The organism is Microbacterium sp. NPDC091662, from assembly GCF_044756705.1.
GTDB lineage: Bacteria > Actinomycetota > Actinomycetes > Actinomycetales > Microbacteriaceae > Microbacterium.
The window spans coordinates 1,801,410-1,816,704 of record NZ_JBIVTM010000001.1; the positions used below are offsets into that span (position 1 = coordinate 1,801,410).

Annotated in this window: 13 protein-coding genes; 5 read left to right on the forward strand and 8 right to left on the reverse strand. The window is 69.0% G+C overall.

Features of this window, described 5'->3' with window-relative positions; genetic code table 11:
- Window positions 1-4: 4 nt before the first annotated feature.
- Window positions 5-760 (forward strand): class I SAM-dependent methyltransferase, encoded by a 756-nt coding sequence (locus ACIQLD_RS08860; RefSeq protein WP_402607428.1) that lies wholly within the window; start codon window positions 5-7, stop codon window positions 758-760.
- A gap of 31 nt (window positions 761-791) precedes the next feature.
- Here ACIQLD_RS08860 and trpS read toward each other — a convergent pair whose 3' ends face one another.
- The 3 genes from trpS to ACIQLD_RS08875 all read right to left on the reverse strand — a co-directional run bounded on the left by trpS (window position 792) and on the right by ACIQLD_RS08875 (window position 4,412).
- Window positions 792-1,832, reverse strand: coding sequence for a tryptophan--tRNA ligase (gene trpS / locus ACIQLD_RS08865; RefSeq protein ID WP_402607431.1), 1,041 nt, complete (start codon window positions 1,830-1,832; stop codon window positions 792-794).
- 189 nt (window positions 1,833-2,021) lie between these two features.
- Window positions 2,022-3,323, reverse strand: a complete 1,302-nt coding sequence (aspS, locus tag ACIQLD_RS08870; RefSeq protein WP_402607434.1) for an aspartate--tRNA(Asn) ligase — start codon at window positions 3,321-3,323, stop codon at window positions 2,022-2,024.
- 141 nt (window positions 3,324-3,464) lie between these two features.
- Window positions 3,465-4,412 carry a DMT family transporter gene (locus ACIQLD_RS08875; RefSeq protein ID WP_402607435.1) on the reverse strand — a complete coding sequence of 316 codons (948 nt, stop codon included), beginning with the start codon at window positions 4,410-4,412 and terminating at the stop codon, window positions 3,465-3,467.
- 47 nt (window positions 4,413-4,459) lie between these two features.
- Here ACIQLD_RS08875 and ACIQLD_RS08880 point away from each other — a divergent pair, with 47 nt between their 5' ends.
- Entirely contained in the window at window positions 4,460-5,056 is a 597-nt protein-coding gene (locus ACIQLD_RS08880; protein WP_402607438.1) for a TetR/AcrR family transcriptional regulator, read from the forward strand.
- 55 nt (window positions 5,057-5,111) lie between these two features.
- Here the strand turns inward: ACIQLD_RS08880 and ACIQLD_RS08885 are convergent, their stop codons facing one another.
- The gene (locus ACIQLD_RS08885) at window positions 5,112-5,969 is read right to left on the reverse strand and encodes a hypothetical protein (RefSeq protein WP_402607440.1); all 858 of its coding nucleotides are present in this window, start codon (window positions 5,967-5,969) and stop codon (window positions 5,112-5,114) included.
- Window positions 5,970-5,997: 28 nt separating this feature from the next.
- Window positions 5,998-6,378: a hypothetical protein gene (locus ACIQLD_RS08890; protein ID WP_402607443.1), complete on the reverse strand. Its 381-nt coding sequence runs from the start codon at window positions 6,376-6,378 to the stop codon at window positions 5,998-6,000.
- Between the two features lie 125 nt (window positions 6,379-6,503).
- Here ACIQLD_RS08890 and ACIQLD_RS08895 point away from each other — a divergent pair, with 125 nt between their 5' ends.
- From ACIQLD_RS08895 to ACIQLD_RS08905, 3 genes are read left to right on the forward strand one after another with little or no spacing between them, the layout of a single operon-like run.
- Window positions 6,504-7,169 (forward strand): response regulator transcription factor, encoded by a 666-nt coding sequence (locus ACIQLD_RS08895; protein ID WP_402607446.1) that lies wholly within the window; start codon window positions 6,504-6,506, stop codon window positions 7,167-7,169.
- Complete coding sequence (locus tag ACIQLD_RS08900) at window positions 7,166-8,557, forward strand: sensor histidine kinase (protein ID WP_402607448.1); 1,392 nt, start codon at window positions 7,166-7,168, stop codon at window positions 8,555-8,557. The genes ACIQLD_RS08895 and ACIQLD_RS08900 overlap by 4 nt, the downstream gene beginning before the upstream one ends.
- Window positions 8,558-8,615: 58 nt before the next feature.
- Window positions 8,616-9,809 (forward strand): LCP family protein, encoded by a 1,194-nt coding sequence (locus ACIQLD_RS08905; protein WP_402607451.1) that lies wholly within the window; start codon window positions 8,616-8,618, stop codon window positions 9,807-9,809.
- Window positions 9,810-9,905: 96 nt separating this feature from the next.
- Here ACIQLD_RS08905 and ACIQLD_RS08910 read toward each other — a convergent pair whose 3' ends face one another.
- From ACIQLD_RS08910 to ACIQLD_RS08920, 3 genes are all read right to left on the reverse strand, one after another.
- Window positions 9,906-12,440: a LuxR C-terminal-related transcriptional regulator gene (locus ACIQLD_RS08910; protein WP_402607454.1), complete on the reverse strand. Its 2,535-nt coding sequence runs from the start codon at window positions 12,438-12,440 to the stop codon at window positions 9,906-9,908.
- A 67-nt stretch (window positions 12,441-12,507) separates the two neighbouring features.
- A complete protein-coding gene (locus ACIQLD_RS08915; RefSeq protein WP_402607457.1) occupies window positions 12,508-13,209 on the reverse strand; it encodes a class F sortase in 702 nt (233 codons plus the stop codon).
- Window positions 13,210-13,327: 118 nt separating this feature from the next.
- Window positions 13,328-14,842 carry a putative Ig domain-containing protein gene (locus tag ACIQLD_RS08920; protein ID WP_402607459.1) on the reverse strand — a complete coding sequence of 505 codons (1,515 nt, stop codon included), beginning with the start codon at window positions 14,840-14,842 and terminating at the stop codon, window positions 13,328-13,330.
- Between the last annotated feature and the right edge of the window lie 453 nt (window positions 14,843-15,295).

Below are 15,295 nucleotides of genomic sequence, written 5' to 3' on the forward strand. Positions count from 1 at the left end.
ACATATGACGGATTCCTTCGAGGCACTGATCGAGGCCGGAAACACCGCTGACGTCACCGGGTGGGACTTCGCCTGGCTGGACGGCCGAGCGACGGAGGAGCGCCCACCCTGGGGCTATGCCCGCCTGCTTTCCGACCGTCTCGGCGCGGCCTCGGCCTCGCTGGACATCCAGACCGGGGGCGGCGAGGTGCTCGCTGAAGCGGCGTCTTTCCCGCCAGCGGCCGTGGCGACCGAGTCGTGGCCCCCGAACGTGCGTCGCGCGACGCAGCTGCTGCACCCCCGCGGCGTGGTGGTCGTGGCCGATCCCGACGAGCCTCCACTGCCCTTCGCCGACGAGGCCTTCGACCTGGTGACCAGCAGGCACCCCGCGACGATCTGGTGGTCGGAGATCGCTCGGGTGCTGACGCACGGCGGCACCTACTTCGCGCAGCACGTGGGCCCGGCGAGCGCGTTCGAGCTGATCGAGTTCTTCCTGGGCCCGCAGCCCGAGGCACGCCGCGGACGCCACCAGGATGACGAAGCCGCCGCCGCGGAGGCTGCCGGGCTCGAGATCGTCGACCTGCGCACCGCGCGCCTGCGCATCGAGATCCACGACGTCGCCGCCGCGGTCTATCTCCTGCGCAAGGTGATCTGGTGGGTACCGGGATTCACCGTGGAGAACAGCGGCGACCGGCTTCGCGACCTCCACGACCTCATCCAGGAGGACGGACCGTTCATCGCGCACTCGACCCGTCACCTCATCGAGGCCCGCCACCCCTAGCCAGGGTCTGCTCCGCGGCGGGCATGCGCACTCAGTACACGGTCCCCATCGCCTCGCGCACCTCGTCGAGGGTCGCGTCGGCGACGTCACGGGCACGCTCGTTCCCCCGCCGGAGCACGGAGCGTACGAGGTCTGGGTCTGCGGCGAATCCTCGGCGCCGTTCTCTCAGGGGTGCGAGGAACTCGTTCACGGCGGTGGCGGCGACCGTCTTCAACGTGCTGCTGCCGCCGTCGCCGATACGATCCGCCAGTTCCTCGGGAGAGACGTCCAGGCACAGAGCGGCCGTCGTCAGAAGCGCCGAGACGCCGGGGCGATGCTCGGGGTCGAACGTGATGCGGCGCTCCTGGTCCGTCCGCGTGCGACGGATCGCCGCGACCGTCTCGTCCGGCGTCATCGACAGGGCGATCGCGTTGCCGTAGCTCTTCGACATCTTCCGGCCGTCGAGCCCCGGCACCTCCGGGGTCGCGGTGATCAGCGCCTCCGGAACGGGGAAGACCGGGGCGTACCGCTCGTTGAATCTCCGGGCGATCACCCGCGTCATCTCCACATGCGGCAGGTTGTCCTTCCCGACCGGCACGAGGTTGCCCTTGCAGAAGAGGATGTCGGCGGCCTGATGCACCGGGTAGGTCAGCAGCAGACCGCTCAACGCCCGCCCCGACGCCTCGAGCTCCGACTTGACCGTCGGGTTCCGGTGCAGCTCCGCCTCGGTGACGAGACTGAGGAACGGCAGCAGCAGCTGGTTCAGCGCCGGAACCGACGAGTGCGTGAAGATCGTCGTGCGCTCCGCATCGATCCCGGCGGCGAGGTAGTCGAGCACGGCGCCGTACACGTTTTCGCGCACGTGCGCCGTCGTGTCCCGGTCGGTGATGACCTGGTAGTCGGCGAGCACGAGGAACGTCTCGACCCCGGCCTCCTGCAGCCGCACCCGCTCCCGGATGGTGCCGAAGTAATGCCCGAGGTGAAGCGCCCCGGTCGGCCGCTCGCCCGTGAGCACACGGAACCTCTCCGGGTGCTGGGCCACGGCGTCGGCGACCTCCGTCGATCGCTGCGCGGTCGCGGTGAACGAATCCATCTGTCTCTCCCAAGAATCGGGAGCCGCGCGGAGTTCTCGGGTGCTGTCACGAACTGCCGTGCAGCCCGTGAACATGCTTCAACCGGCTGCTATCGCAGCCACCGCCATGCGGAGCAGTTGAAGTTCATGGAACAGATGCTATCGCGCACCGCGACCCGCGGAGTCACGACGGATGCCGGCGCCGACCGCTCACGGGGTGAGCCGGTGCAGGTCGCGTGGGAAGAGCGTCACCTCCCGGATGTTCGACGCCTCGATGAGCCGCGACACCCAGCGCTCCAGGCCGATCGCGAAACCGCCATGTGGCGGCATCCCGTGGGCGAAGGCCGAGAGGTACGCGGAGTAGGCGTCGGGCGATTCGCCCCGCGCCTCGATGGCGGTGAGGTAGTCGGAGTGACGGTGCAGTCGCTGTCCGCCGGTCACGAGCTCGAGGCCGCGGAAGATCAGGTCGAAGCTGTTGCTCCACCGCGGGTCGTCGGGCTGGGGGTGCGTGTAGAAGGGCCGCTTGCGCATCGGATACCCCTCCACGGCGAGCACGTCGCTGCCGTACCGCTCCCGCGCCCACTCGCCGAGAGCGCGCTCGTGCGCCGGAGCCAGGTCGGGCTCGTCGTCCGGGGCGCCGACCCGCCGCAACGCGTCCTGGAAGTGGATCACCGGGATCTCGTCGGGGATCGCCGGAAGAGCGAGACCGAGGCGCTCGACGGCCTCCGCGCTCTCGGCACGGAGGCCGTCGATCATGCCGAGCAGGACCCGATGCAGCAGCGCGAGCACATCGCGATGGTCGCGGATGAAGCCCAGCTCGGCGTCGAGCGACACGTATTCGGCGAGGTGCCTCACCGTGTCGTGCGGCTCGGCTCGGAACACGGGCCCCGTCTCGTAGACGCGCTCGAAGACGCCGACCAACTGCTGCTTGAAGAACTGCGGACTCTGCGCGAGGTACGCCGTCGTGCCGAAGTAGTCGACGGGGAACACGTTCGCTCCCGATTCCGTCACGGAGTCGACGAGCTTGGGCGTCTGGATCTCGGTGAATCCCTCGGCGTCGAGCGTGCGACGGAATCCCCGCAGACTCGCCGCGGCCAGTTCCCACTTGGAGCGCTGAGCGGGATGGCGCCAAGTCACCGCCGCGTGGTCGAGCACGGTGGGGAGCGCGGCGTCGAGGGTGGGACGCCACAGCTCGACGACCGGGGTGCGCGCGGGCTCCGAGAGCAGGGTGATCTCGGGGGCCGTGACCTCGATGCCGCCGGGAGCATGCGCGTTCGCGGTCGCGGTACCTTCGATGCGCACGACCGTCTCCTCACCCGGCAGACCATCTTCCGGCAGCTGCTCGGGCCGGAACACGATCTGCGCGAGTCCGGTGCGGTCGCGCAGGATCAGGAACGACACGGTGGCGAGTTCCCTGCGCCGATGCACGTGCCCCATGAGAGTGATCCGTGCGCCAGGGGGCGTTCCGGGAAGCTGGGTGGCGAGCGTGCGAGCGGGGTCGGATGACGACATGATTCCTCCAGGTGGCGAAAGCCCTGGAGGTGCGGGCGGGGGCTAGATCGCGGTGCCACCACACCTTCGCCGATCGTTCATCGGCCTCTCGTCGATACGCCGGACGCGCGGGAGCCGCCTGCCCCGGAGGGCGGAGGATCGTCACTCCCTCGCAGCTGCCGTCGCCATCGTAACATCGCGCTCACCCTCTCCCCCGGCGCGCGCTTCGCTCACGAGCACGGCCGCGACGCCGGCGGCACACAGGACGAATCCGAGGAGCGTGACGACGGTGAGCGGCTCCCCGAGCAGTAGCGCTCCCGCGGCTGCAGTCGTCGGCGCGACCAGGAAGAGCAGGGCGTTCAGCGCCGTGATTCCCACCCGGCGCAGCAGCCACCAGTAGAGACCATAGGCGGCGAGAGTCGGGGAGGCCGCCGCGAATCCGGCGGCGAGCCAGAACGAGACCGACGCCGGGGGCGCGAGCGCTCCGAAGACCGCGGCGATCGGCACGAGGGCCACGGCTGTCACGGTCACGTGGATGGCCAGGGTGACGAGGGTGCCGGTGCGCGGCGCCGAGCGGCGCTGGAGGAACGTGCCGACGATCAGGCAGGCCATCGCCAGCGCCGGCCACACGTAGGCGGACGGATGCGCCTCCGAATCGTCGAGCTGCGACCGCACGACCAGGAGCACACCCGCGGCCCCGACGAGGAGGCCGGCCCACTGCGCCCCGCGGACGCGCAGGCCCAGCAGCGGACCGACCAGCACCGCGACGATGAGCGGCTGCACGGCGTCGATCAACGCGGTCGTCCCGGTGGCGACGCCCGCCGCGATCGCCGCATAGACCGATGCGCAGTAGCCGAATTGCGCGAAGAAGCCGATGAGCACCTGCCACCCCACATCGACGCGGGTGATCCCCTTGGCCGCCCCGGTGAGCACCACGATCACGACCAGGATCAGCGCGAGCGGCACGAACCGCCACACGAGCAGGGTCAGGGGCGCGACGGCGTCGACGGCGATCGCGGGCACGAGGAAGCCGGAGCTCCAGGTCACGACGAACGCCGCGGAGGCCAGCACCGTCACCGCGAGACGAAGTACACCGATCTGTTTACTCATCTCTCCGACTATACAGGTCGGTTTAGTCGGTGCGTTATAGTGGGGCCATGGCCGTCCCCGTTCCCGAACTCGCCCCGCTCACACCAGGAGCCACCCGCGTCCTCGACGCGGCATCGCGACTCTTCTACGAACGGGGCATCCATGCGGTGGGCGTCGACACCATCGCCGAGGCGGCCGGGGTCACGAAGAAGACGCTCTACGACCGCTTCGGCTCGAAGGAGGCCCTCGTCGTCTCCTACCTGCAGCACCGCGACGCCCTGTGGCGCGCGCACGTCGCCCGACACCTGGAGAGCGTCCCCGAGCCCGGCATCGACCGGGTGCTGGCGGTGTTCGACGCGGCGATCACCTGGTCCGACGAGTACAGCCCCAAGGGGTGCAGCGCCATCAACGCCCGAGCGGAGATCGGCGACGGCCATGACGGCCACCCCGTCTTCCCCGAGGTGTCCCGCCAGAAGGCCTGGTTGCTGGAGCTGTTCCTCGAGCTGTGCCGTGAGTCGGGCGTCTCGGACGCCGGACTCATGTCGAAGGCGATGATGCTGCTCTATGAAGGCGCGATCGTCACGGTCGGGATGGAGACCTTCGCCGAGCCGTTCGAGGTGGCACGAGGGCTGGCACGAACCACCCTGGAGAGCGATCGGCGCTGACCCGCACCCTCAGCCGATCGTCGAGCTGGCACGGCGGGGCGCGCAGGCCGTCTGATCACTCACTGTCGAGGAAGACCCCGACACGCTCACCGTCGTACACGAACTGCAGTGCCGTCCCCGACGGGAAGCGCTCGCTGAGCTCCTTCGGAGAGCTGCTGTCGAACGGCAGCTCCACGGTGGCGGGGAAGGTGCCGACGGCGCACCCGGTGTAGATGGGCCCGTCGTAGCTCCAGCCCGAGGAATCGAACTCCTCCGCCTTCGGGAGCTGGTCGGTCCGAGCGACCGTGAAGCACTCGCTTCCGACGCCTCCGCCGCCGTACCCGCCTGTGGTCTCCATCAGGGTCAAGCCGTAGAAGTCGAACACTGCGGAACTCGGACCCGCCCCCATCCATCCCGCGGGGATCTCCCGGGCAGACGTCGGTTCGAGGGTGGCGATCTGCGGAGCGCCGGAGGAGACCGCGACGGGAGAGATCTTCACGAGCGCGAACGTGATGGCCGCCGACACCGCGGCTGCAGCCACGATCGCGACCACCCACAGGATCCGAGTGGTCCGCACCGAGAACCAGGCCGCCAGCCGCTCCGCCGGTTCCGCCTTCGGGGCGGCTTGCGCCGGGGGTTCGACGCCGGTGCCGGTGGCGACGCCGTCGAACACGTCGAGCGCATCGTCACCCGAACCCGGAGCACTTCTCCCCGGCCGCACGTCCCGACCGGAGTCCACCGGCAGAACCGGCTCAGGCTGGCGGACCGCCTCCGCGACAGCCACCCCGGCATCGCGGGCATCGGGACTCGGATGCCGCATCGCCTCCAGCTGCTGGAGGCGCCGGAGCGCGGCCGGGTCGTTCTCGATGTCCGCCGTCGGACCATAGGCGCGGGCCCGCAGGACGCGGAGCTCGTCTTCAGCCGCAGTGCTCATCTCCGGCATCGTCTCACAGGCGGGAGGTTCAGCCGCAGAACGCCGAGGCTGAGTCCTTGAGCTGCTCGATCGCCGCGACCGTCTCGGGAGCCTGCAGGTCGGTCATACCGTCGATCTGTGCGGCACCCGAGCGGATCAGGTCGCCCAGTTGCCCGTCGACGTTCGCCGCGAGCCCCTCGAGCGATGCGACGAGTTCATCGCGCGCGGCATCGGCCTGCTCCGCCGAGACCTCCCCCTGATCGAGCAGCGTCTGATACTGCCCGTAGGCGTCGTCGATCGTGGTGCAGGTCGCCTGCACGTCGATGCCCACGGCGTCACCCGCCATCTGCGTGACCTGCGAGCAGCCGGCGAGGACTCCTGCGGCGAGTCCGGCAGCGAGCACGAGAGGAAGGACCACGAATCGGCGCATGGCACGAGGGTAGCGGCTCGACCTGACGACCCCCTGCGGATGATGACGGTCGCCGTATGGAGGGCTTCCACGGGCGCGGCCGTCTATCATCGCAAGCGCGCGATGGCCGGGGAGGTGGGCGCCTGATGAAGGTCATGCTCGTGGATGACGATGCGGAGATCCGCCTCGGTTTCACGACCGCCCTGCGACGCCGCGGTCACATCGTCGACACGGCCGAGGATGTCGCCTCGGCCCGCCGGCTCGCCGAACGCATCGCCCCGGACGTCGCGATCATCGACGTCATGCTCCCCGACGGCGACGGGTTCTCACTGTGCCGGGAGATCCGCGCCCGATGGGGTTTCCCGACCGTGATGCTCACCGCGCGAGATGAGGATGCAGACGTCGTCGTCGGCCTCGACTCCGGAGCCGACGACTACATCGCCAAGCCCGTCAGCGTGGCCGTGCTCGAAGCACGCCTGCGGACGGTCCTGCGTCGCAGCTCCCGCCTCACCGCAGAACCGCTGCGGGTCGGGTCGCTCGAGCTGCACGAGGACTCCGCCGAGGCGCTGGCCGGCGGCGAGGCCCTGCGCCTGAGCGCCACCGAGTTCCGGCTCCTGCATGAGCTGGCACTGAACGACGGACACGCCCTGAGCCGCTCTCGACTGATCGACGCGGTCTGGGCGCAGTCGCCGCCCGACACCCCGCGGGTCGTCGACACCTCCATCCAGCGGCTACGTGCGAAGCTGACCGCAGCGAACGTCTCGACGCCGCAGCTGGAGACCGTCCGCGGGATCGGATACCGGCTGCGATGACCACCCGTCGTCATCGTCGCCCCACCCTCCGTACAGCCATCGCCCTCGCTCTCGTCGGCAGCACGATCGCGGTCTCGGTCCTCGTCACCGGGGTCGTCGTGCTCACGGCGGGGCGGATCGTCTACGAGTCGCGCCAGCAGGGTCTGCTCGACGAGTTCTCCACGACCGCGGACGCCCTGTTCACCTCCATCTCCACCGCGTCTGCGGAGGACACCTGGAAGTACTACGCCGAGATCCTTCCCGGCGAGACGGTCATCATCGACCTCGACAGCGGCCGCAGCGCCGGCGAGCTCCGACCGGACCAGGTGCCTGACGCACTGGCCATCGACGACACCGGTCGCTCCGGGGAACTGACCTCGCTGATGACCACGTTCGAAGGGCGCGAGGTCTTCTTCGTATCGGTGGTGCGGGACGACCTCCCGCAGGACCCCACCGCCCGACTCGCGGTCGTCACGGCCTACTCGATGGAGCCGCAGCGCGAGCAGGTGCACGAGCTCATCCTCTCCGGGGTGCTCCTCAGCGGCGGCGTGGTGGTGCTCGTCGTGCTGATCGAACGTCTGCTCGGCGGGGCGTTGACGCGCCCGCTGCGCCGTCTGGTCGACACCGCGCACGCGGTCGGGTCGGGTGAGGGACCACCGGCATGGAAGCCGTCGTTCGACGACGTCGACCGGGTGGCCGACGCCCTTCACCTCTCCTCCGAACAGTTGGGTGCCACCATCGCGCAGCTGCAGCGCCGGGAAGCGGAGTCCAGGCAGCTCGTCAGCGACGTCGCCCACGAACTGCGCACGCCCCTCACGTCGATGATGGCGGTCGACGAGCTCCTCGACGAAGACGAGCAGACGACGACTGAGGAGCGGGCCGTCGCCGCTGCGGTCGTTCGCAGCGGAACACGCCGCCTGCACTCGCTGATCGAGCACCTGCTCGAGCTCTCCCGTCTCGACGCCGGGGTCGCGCGGGTACACCGCACGACCGTCGCGCTCCCCGGGCTGCTGACCGACGTGATCGACGCGACAGGCGTCGATGTCGTCGAACTGCGGGCCTCGCCCGGCCTGCGGATCCGCACCGACTCATCGCGGCTGCACACCGTGGTGGCGAACCTGCTCACCAACGCCTCCCGGCACGGTCGCCCGCCCGTCGCCGTCCGCGTTCACGAAGACGGCGACGCACTGCACATCGATGTCGGCGACCAGGGCCCCGGCATCCCCGAGTCCGACGCCGAGCGGGTGTTCGACCGCTTCGTCACCACCGACCGTTCGCGCTCCGACGGTGCGGGAACCGGGCTCGGGCTCGCGATCGCCCGCGACAGCGCCCGACTCCTCGGCGGCGATCTCACGCTGCTCCCCCTATCCCCCGGTGCGACCTTCCGCGTGACTCTTCCTCGCCTGTGACACTCGTGTGACATTCGTCATCGACACTGGCCGTTCGCCGATGTCGAGAGGTCTTCCCATGAGTCTTCCCCCGTCCCCTTCTCCGAGCAGACAGCGCCGGAGACGTCTGCGGCGCTTCCTCACCCTGACCGCTGTCGCCATCCTGGTCATCGGCGGGGGAACGGTCGCGGTCGCCGCGATCCGGTTGTCGCAGAACGTCGCCACGGTCGAGCTGCAGCCCGCGCGCACGGATGAGCCGCCCGTCGTCGCGGATTTCGACGGCGCATTCGATGTCCTGCTCGTCGGCTCCGACGGCCGGACAGGGCAGGGTGCCCAGTACGGCGAGGGCGGCGACGTCGAAGGCAGCCGGAACGACGTCACCCTGCTGCTGCACGTGAACGAATCGCACGACGCGGCCACCGTGATCTCCTTCCCCCGTGACCTGCTCGTCGACATGCCGGCGTGCTCCGATGCCGACACCGGAAGGTCGTGGGATTCCGGTCGCCGAGTGCAGTTCAACGAATCCCTCGCCCGAGGGGGGCTGGGGTGCGTCGCCTCCACGGTCACGGCGCTCACCGGCATCGATCTCGCCTATGCCGCGGAGATCAGCTTCACCGGGGTCATCGACGCCTCCAACGCCGTCGGCGGCGTGCCCATCTGCTTCGCCGGCCCGATCCACGATCGGCACTCCGGTCTGGAGATCCCCGAAGCGGGGACCTACGACCTCAGCGGAGAACAGGCTCTGGCGCTCCTGCGCTCCCGATACGGCGTCGGCGACGGGAGCGACCTCGCCCGCATCTCGACCCAGCAGGTGTTCCTCTCCTCGCTCGTGCGCACCCTCCGCGATCGGTCGACGCTCACCGATCCGGTGAAGCTGTACGGGATCGCCGATGCGGCGACCCGGAACATGACGCTGTCCACGCCGCTCGCCGACCTGGGCACGCTCGCGTCGATGGCGAAGGTGTTCAGCGACCTGCCCCTCGAGAACATCGCGTTCGTCTCCTACCCGCACCTTCCGGCCGGCGATCGCGTCGTCCCCGACGAGCAGGCCGCGGCCGCGCTGATGGAGCGGGTGAAGTCCGGCGAGACGGTGAACATCAGTGCCGACCACACGGGCCGTGGCAGCGAGCTGTCCGAGCCTCCGGTCGCCGCGCCGTCCGAGGAGCCGCCGGGGTCTGCGACGACCGACCCGGCACAGCCCGAGACCCTGCCGTCGAACATCGACGGGCAGAGCGCCGCGCAGGACACCTGCGTGCGCCCGTACTCGGGATAGTCCCGGCCGCGCCACTTCCACAGCACTCACCGATTCGGCCGACGGGCGATCGGCACGATGCGGTGCGGAGAGTCTGCGACACGACGTCGGGTACCGCTAATCCGACTTCTCGGGAAGGTATTCGGCGAGGTCTCGACGGCTTGTCGTCGCGGTCTTCTTCATGATGCGGTGCAGGTGGCTCTCCACCGTTCGCACACTCAGCACCAACTCGGTGGCGATCTGCTGGTTCGACCACCCCATGGCAGCCAGGCGCGCGAGTTGGATCTCGCGCTTCGTCAGCAGGATGTCCGCGCTGCGGAAGCGTGCCGCGTCGAACGTCCCCGGTTCGAGTACGGAGATGAGTTCCTCGCCTGCACCGCGTACGCGTGCGGCGTCCTCGACGTGGCCGGCGTCTTCGAAGAGCCGTGCGGCACGGTCATAGGCGTTGACCGCGAATCCGGCACGCCCGGTCCGCAGCAGCCGGGGTGCGGACTCCTCCAGCTGGGTCGGATTCTTCGTGACGAGCGCCTCGACGTACGTGCGCAGGGCGCCGACGAACTCGCCTTCGACGGCATCGAGCCGCGGACGCACCTCTTCGAACCGCTCGGGATCCGGCCACAGCTCCAGCTCGATCAGGTGCACCAGCACCGCATTCCACCGTGCACCCCGATGCCAGAGTCGCTCGGCACCTTGGAGCAGCTCCTGACGCGCCGCGTCCGTGCGTCCGGCGGCGAGGTGAATCTGGCTGCGAGGCCAGCTCGTCGACATCGCCGGAAACGGCCCGTCCGAGATCACCAGACGCTCCGCCTGGTCCAGTCGCGTCTGCGCGAGTCCCGCACTGCCGGTGCGTCCCGCCACGATGCTTCCGATGCACAGCGCTCCCAGGAGGGACGTCGGCGCGTTCGAACTCGGAGTTCCGACCGCGAGCGCGGTCTCCACCAACGTCGTGGCCTCCCGGTAATCCCCGCGGATCAGCTGGCATAGGGCCGCGAAGTAGGCGGTCGTGCGCACAGCCGTGGCATCCGCTGAGGCGCGGGCGTGGTCGAGAGCGCTGTAGGCGAGAAGGGTGGCTTGGGAATGCTCCCCCTTCGCCAGGCGCACCATGCCGCGGATCGTCTCGTGGTCTGCCCAGTCCGCCCCCAGGCTGTGAGGATCCACCTCGGCGAGCTCTTCCTCCGCTGCCATGATCCGCCCTGCGACCAGCAACCCGGCGGCGCGGATCACGTGGACGGACCCGCGGACGTCGTCGGGGAGGCCGATCGGCAGCGCCACCTCTTCGCGGATGTCTCCGTCATATCCCTCGTACAGCATTTCGAGACGCATCCGTGCCGCCTGCAGCGCCGGCCGGAACTTCCCTGCGGAGGGCTCTCCGTCGCGCAGCAGTTCCTTCGCCTGCCCGACGTTTCCCCGTCCGGCGATCCAGGCCGAGTGCCACCCCCGCAATCGAATGGTGGGCATCAGGTCGTCGCCGTGGACCGTGCGGCCGAGGATCGAACGCACGTCGCGCGGTCCCAGATCCCCCGCGCCCAGCGCGAGCAGATACGTGAAGGCGTTCTCCGCAGTCGGATCCTGCTCCCACTCGGCTCTGGCACCGAGGAGCCGCGCGCGGGCGGCATCCTGCACGGAGCGAACGAACATCGCGTCCGGCTGTGCAGCGTGGAGATCGCTGACGTCGGCGACGCCGCGCACGAGCGATTCACCCCCGATGTAGCCCTGGTCCTCTCGAGACAACCGCGTGGCGCGCGCGGGAAGCGCCAGGTGACGGAAGTACTCGGAGATGAGGGGCGGTGCCACGGCCGACCGTTCCTGGCCGTTGACCGACTCGAAAGTGAGAAGTGCCTTCTCCTCGAGCTTCTCGACGAGAGGCTCGCCGAGAAGGGCGACGGCGCTGTCGAGGTCGAGCGGGCCACCGAGGCTCAACCGTTCGAGCGCGTCCCTCTCCCGGCGTCGCAGCGGTCCGATGTGACGTTCCACGAGACGCCCGAGCGTCGGGCTCCACAGTTCGCCCTGCGCGACCCACACGCCATCCACCAGGGCCAGTTGCCCTTCCTGGATGCCGACCTCCCAGATGCCGATCGCGAGCCCCGCGAGCCCTCCGGACTTCCCGAAGATGCGGCTCAACGTTGCGGGATCGATCGCCGCGTCCGCGCGCTGTTCCAACAGAGCCTCGAGCTCGTCCAGCCGCAACGGCTGCAGGCGAAGCTGATACGCGCGTCCGAGATGAGGGTTGCGCGCCCCCTGCAACACCTCCTTGACGCGGCGGTGCGTCGTCACGATGGGGAACATCATCTGATGCTGAACTGCGCGGATGACGCCCCACGATGCGTCGTCGAGGTGGTCGGCGTCATCGACGAGAAGGATGAAGTCACCCTTCGCCGCCTCTTTGAGACGTTGGGCGTACGCGCCGACGTCGGGCACCCGCGAGACCTGTGCGGTGTCGCCGATGAATGCCGCGAGTGCTCCCAGCGGTACGTGCTTCAATCCCGGCGACCCAGCGAGCAGCAGAACCGACGCGCCACTCGTCCGCAGCACCTCCTGAAGGCGTCGCAGGAATGTGGTGCGACCGTTGCCCGGCCGCCCGTACACCGCGACATCGACACCGGATCGCAGATAGGCGACCGCATCGCTGAGGGCGATCTGATTACCGAACATGCGCTCAGTCTGGCCCGGGAACGCAGAAGATGCGAGGGATCGCGAGCTTCGGGACCTCGATCGAGCCTCAGGACGCAACGAGGTGTGCTTCGATCACCGTGTTCTGAACGGAGCGCTCGCCGGAGGGAAGCTGCTGACAGGTGATGATCACGAGTCGTCCAGGGTGGTCGGCCCACAGCACGGATTGCGTGGAGAGCTCACTCTTGTCCACCGAGTACGAGGAATCGACTTCGTATACCTGCTCGCCCACGACGACCTGCGCACCCGCGAGCACTGCGGCGTGACCGTCGGCCACATCGATCAGGTAGTTGCCCGGCGCGACACCCGGCGCCGGCATCGAGTGCATGACGACGTAGGTCGTACCGGCCGAAGGGTCATCGGGGAGTCCCAGATTGCGTACGGTGTACGCCGACGTGAACCCCGGCGGCGTGATCTCGCCGTCGACCATGTCGAGCCCGCCGAGCGGCACGTCCAAGCCCACAGACGGAACCGTGAAGCGCTCGCCCGCATCTTCGACGACATCCATTCGGGCGAGCGTCTGCGGGTCTGCGATCGGGTCCTCGAGCACCACGGCGTTGCCGGCCATGTCGCGCGTCGATTCTGCCGGTGACGACGAGGCCTCGCCCGTGCCGACGGCCAGGAGCAGGACGACGGCGATGACGATCAGACTCACCGCCCCGGCGATCCAGATGAGCGGGGATCGGCGCGCGCGTCGAGCGGACGTGGAGTCAGGGCCACCGTGAAGAGGTGGGACGAGCGAGGTGTTCATGTCGTCCAGCTTGTGATGAGGGAGCGAGAGGATGGGCGAGTCCACGAGGAAGGACTCGCATCGCGAAGCCGGCCCGCGTCGTCGGTGAGACGACGGGACCGGCTTCGGAGACGGGAACTCAGCTGCGCTGAGCCCGGACCTTGCGGAAGCCGATCACGCCCGCGGCGGCCGCCAGCAGAGCGAACAGCGCCGACCCGCCGACCAGCCAGGGGGCGGTCGAGTCCGCATCCGCGGCGAGTGCTCCACCGGTGTGGACGGAGGGCCCGCCCGCAGTCGTCGCGCCATTGCCGGAAGCGTCGGTGCCGGTGTTGTCATCCGGGGTCGGTGCGGCCGTCGCGCTGACGGTCCACATGAAGGTGGTGGTGACAGTCGGCGCCGAAGCGGACGACGCCGACACCGTGACGGTGTACTCGCCGGCTACGGAAGGGGCGCCAGAGATCGCACCGGTCGTGGGATCGATGGTCACGCCGTCCGGCAGGTTGTCGGCGGAGTAGGTCAGCGCGGAGGAGTCACTCGACGACGCCTCGACCTGAACCGTCACATCGTCACCGACGGTGTTGGCCTGGTCGTCGACACCGTTCACGGTGATCGCGGGCGCGGGGACATCGTCGGAGGTCGCGACGGTGAGGTCGCTCGTGGCTGCAGCCGTGGGGGTGATCGCACCCGTCGTCGGGTCCATGGCTGCTTCGAGCATGCGACCCTCGGAACCGAACAGGGGGTGGAAGCCGTATCCACCGGCGATGACCTGGAGGGCGGAACCCTCTGCCGCGTCATCGTCGACCGTCACCTGGAACGTGGCGGTCTCCGGATCTCCTGAGCCGTTGTCGCCGACGCCGGCGGAGTCAAGCGCACCGGTGGTCCAGTTGAGGCGGTTGTCTGCATCGATGTCGACGGTGCCGCTCGTGGTCTGCAGCGAGCCGTCGACGAGGGTGGCATGGGCGAACAGGTCGGTCAGATCGGCTGCGGCGACGACGTTCTCGTTCGCGTTCCACAGATGAGTGAGCGCCGTGAGCGAGTAGGTGATCGTGTCTCCGGCCTGAACAGTACCCCCGGTTGCGGGAGTGCTGGCGAGAGTGAGGGCCTCCGAGTACCACTGCGACACATCCCAGGTCGCACGGCAGCCCGCGTCGCTGCCGGTCTGGCAGGTGCCTCGCACCGTATCGGTGCTCGTGGTGAGCGTGCTCGCCGTGACGGCGGCGGATTCGGAGTGAGGATCGGTGGTCCACGCTCTCATGATGAAAGGAGCGGAGACCAGAGCCGTCTTCCCTGCGGGGACGTCGAAGCTCAGGTGCTTGTTCTGCGTTCCGGACCAGGTGAGCGGAACGTCCACGCCGTCGATCGTCACGGAGGGCGCGGAGGTGTGACCCACGACGTCCTGTCGCCATTCCACACCGTTCGAACCGGAGGTGTCGAAGGTGAAGTCGACGACGCCGTCTTCGTCGGTGTTGTTCGAAGCGGCGATGCTGACGATCTGCTCGTCGCCGTTGGCCCACTCGGAGGTCGGGCTGACGGTGATGTCGAGAGCATCGGCCTCCGCTGCGCTGGCGGCCAGCGGAGCGCCGAAGAGCCCCCCGGCGAGGATGGCGACCGCGCCCGCGCTCAGCGCGAAACGGCCGGACTTGGCGTTTCTCATGTTCTTCCTTACTTCGGCGCCCGAATGGAGGATCGGCCGCTGCTGTCGATGGGCACGGTTCGCGTTGTGCTGTCCCCCAGATCTGCGGACCGTGTACAACCCACCTCACAGCACCTCTGCGAGCTCCTCGGTTGATGGCATCCGCTTGACGTGGCGTTTCCGACCTAGTGCAGTGATGACCCGCGGCCTCCTCAGTGGCGGTGCGCGCCGGAATCAGAAGAAGAGCGTCGGGGGATCGTGATGCACGCCCTGCATCGGACGCCGTGGGCATCGTGTGGGCGCGCGAATCGCGGAATCGGCAGGGTGCCATGGCGCCCGAGCCGCCGAGACGACGAGGCCGCATCGCTGTCGATGCGCGTGCAGACACCTACGGAGCCGGCATCCACCACTTCTCCATCCTCGAACGACACCTCAGTCGAGGACCGTTGACACTCATCAGAAGCCGAACCGCGC

Coding starts and splice junctions, on each gene's coding strand:
- ACIQLD_RS08860 (WP_402607428.1), top strand. CDS start 5: ATGACGGATTCCTTCGAGGCACTGATCGAGGCCGGAAACACCGCTGAC.
- trpS (WP_402607431.1), bottom strand. CDS start 1,832: ATGGATTCGTTCACCGCGACCGCGCAGCGATCGACGGAGGTCGCCGAC.
- aspS (WP_402607434.1), bottom strand. CDS start 3,323: ATGTCGTCATCCGACCCCGCTCGCACGCTCGCCACCCAGCTTCCCGGA.
- ACIQLD_RS08875 (WP_402607435.1), bottom strand. CDS start 4,412: ATGAGTAAACAGATCGGTGTACTTCGTCTCGCGGTGACGGTGCTGGCC.
- ACIQLD_RS08880 (WP_402607438.1), top strand. CDS start 4,460: ATGGCCGTCCCCGTTCCCGAACTCGCCCCGCTCACACCAGGAGCCACC.
- ACIQLD_RS08885 (WP_402607440.1), bottom strand. CDS start 5,969: ATGAGCACTGCGGCTGAAGACGAGCTCCGCGTCCTGCGGGCCCGCGCC.
- ACIQLD_RS08890 (WP_402607443.1), bottom strand. CDS start 6,378: ATGCGCCGATTCGTGGTCCTTCCTCTCGTGCTCGCTGCCGGACTCGCC.
- ACIQLD_RS08895 (WP_402607446.1), top strand. CDS start 6,504: ATGAAGGTCATGCTCGTGGATGACGATGCGGAGATCCGCCTCGGTTTC.
- ACIQLD_RS08900 (WP_402607448.1), top strand. CDS start 7,166: ATGACCACCCGTCGTCATCGTCGCCCCACCCTCCGTACAGCCATCGCC.
- ACIQLD_RS08905 (WP_402607451.1), top strand. CDS start 8,616: ATGAGTCTTCCCCCGTCCCCTTCTCCGAGCAGACAGCGCCGGAGACGT.
- ACIQLD_RS08910 (WP_402607454.1), bottom strand. CDS start 12,440: ATGTTCGGTAATCAGATCGCCCTCAGCGATGCGGTCGCCTATCTGCGA.
- ACIQLD_RS08915 (WP_402607457.1), bottom strand. CDS start 13,209: ATGAACACCTCGCTCGTCCCACCTCTTCACGGTGGCCCTGACTCCACG.
- ACIQLD_RS08920 (WP_402607459.1), bottom strand. CDS start 14,842: ATGAGAAACGCCAAGTCCGGCCGTTTCGCGCTGAGCGCGGGCGCGGTC.